The following is a 1,364-nucleotide window of genomic DNA, read 5'->3' as shown; positions in this document are numbered from 1 at the left end:
TATTCAATCTCATTCGCTCTAAAGAGCCTGGCTCCCTGGAATCTGTATTCTACGATCTATCGAGTTCAACATTCTCTGGTAGCCGCTGCATCCTCTCTAAATGGGGCCATTGCAAAGAAGGTTTTAAGACCCATGTTGTATTGGCATTAGTTGTAGATAAGAATGGTTATCCCTTCTACTGGGAGGTTCTTGCGGGAAATACCGCCGATACCACTACTATCCTTGGACTCGTAGAGAAACTCTCTAAGAGATTTAAGATCACCAATTCAACCCTGGTCTTTGACCGGGGCATGGTCTCTGATGAGAACCTGAGGCTCCTTGAAGGAGAAGATATAAAGTATATCTCTGCCCTGGATCGAAACCAGGTTGAATCTGTAAGCGGATTCAATTTCTCTTCCCTTAGTGATCTAAAGCTAAAGGAGAAAGAGGGCTCATTGCTACGTTATCATAACTTTACCAGGTTCAATGGCTCTACATACTTTAAAGAGATAAGGCAAGAGGGTAAACGCCGATATATTCTCTGTTTTAATCCCCAGCTCTTCAAGGATCAACAGGATGCCCGTCTAAAGAGTATTGAGGATTTCAAAGAGTTTGTAAGACTTCAAAATCAGGAATTAAGGCAGGCGGTAAAATCCCGCAACCTCACCACAACCAAAAAGAGATTCGATAAAGAAAAAAAGAGAAGGAAATTAAACCATATAGTCGAGATAACACTGAACGAGATACATATTATGCGCCGAGATTCTAAAGGAGTCCCTCAAAGGGTAAGAACCTACCAGGCCCAAGTAACCATCGATGAACAAGAACTTAGAAGCCAGGGTCAGATAGACGGCTTCTGGATGTTGGTTACTAATCATATAGAAAAAGAAAAAGCCCTTTTCGAAATCAGCTCAGAGGATATTATTACACCATATCAGGACAAACACATCATTGAGGCAGCCTTTCGGGACATAAAGTCCTTTGTTGAGATTGCACCGATACATGTCTGGACAGATGAACATGTTAAGGCCCATTACACCATCTGTGTCCTGGCCTATTTAATAAATCGAACCATAACCAGACGGCTCCACGAAAACCCTGGAAAACAAACAGCTGATGTCATAACCCACGAGACACTCTATGAGGCCGTTGATGACTGCAAGGTTGATGAGATCTTAGTGAAGAACATAGGCCTAAAATTCTGTTCAATTACCGAATTGAACCATATTCAGAAGGAACTCTTAATCCGAGTTGGAATCGACTCCTTGATTGCAAATCCAGGGGGTGAAGAATTGGTACTACTGATGTAGTCTCAATTACGTCCATAACAAAATTTCTAAGTCTAATAATAGCAACAAACATAAAATCTATGTGGTAAATATGGG

The 1,364-nt window shown here is 41.4% G+C and carries 1 protein-coding gene; it reads left to right on the top strand.

What is annotated here, in order from left to right; translation table 11 throughout:
• Positions 1 to 1,289: IS1634 family transposase (locus tag AB1414_20990; GenBank protein ID MEW6609888.1), on the top strand; the 1,289-nt coding region annotated here is incomplete at its 5' end.
• Between the last annotated feature and the right edge of the window lie 75 nt (positions 1,290 to 1,364).

The organism is bacterium, assembly GCA_040755795.1.
In the GTDB taxonomy this organism is placed as follows: Bacteria; UBA9089; CG2-30-40-21; order CG2-30-40-21; family SBAY01; genus JBFLXS01.
This window is presented reverse-complemented; position numbering and strand designations above follow the sequence as displayed.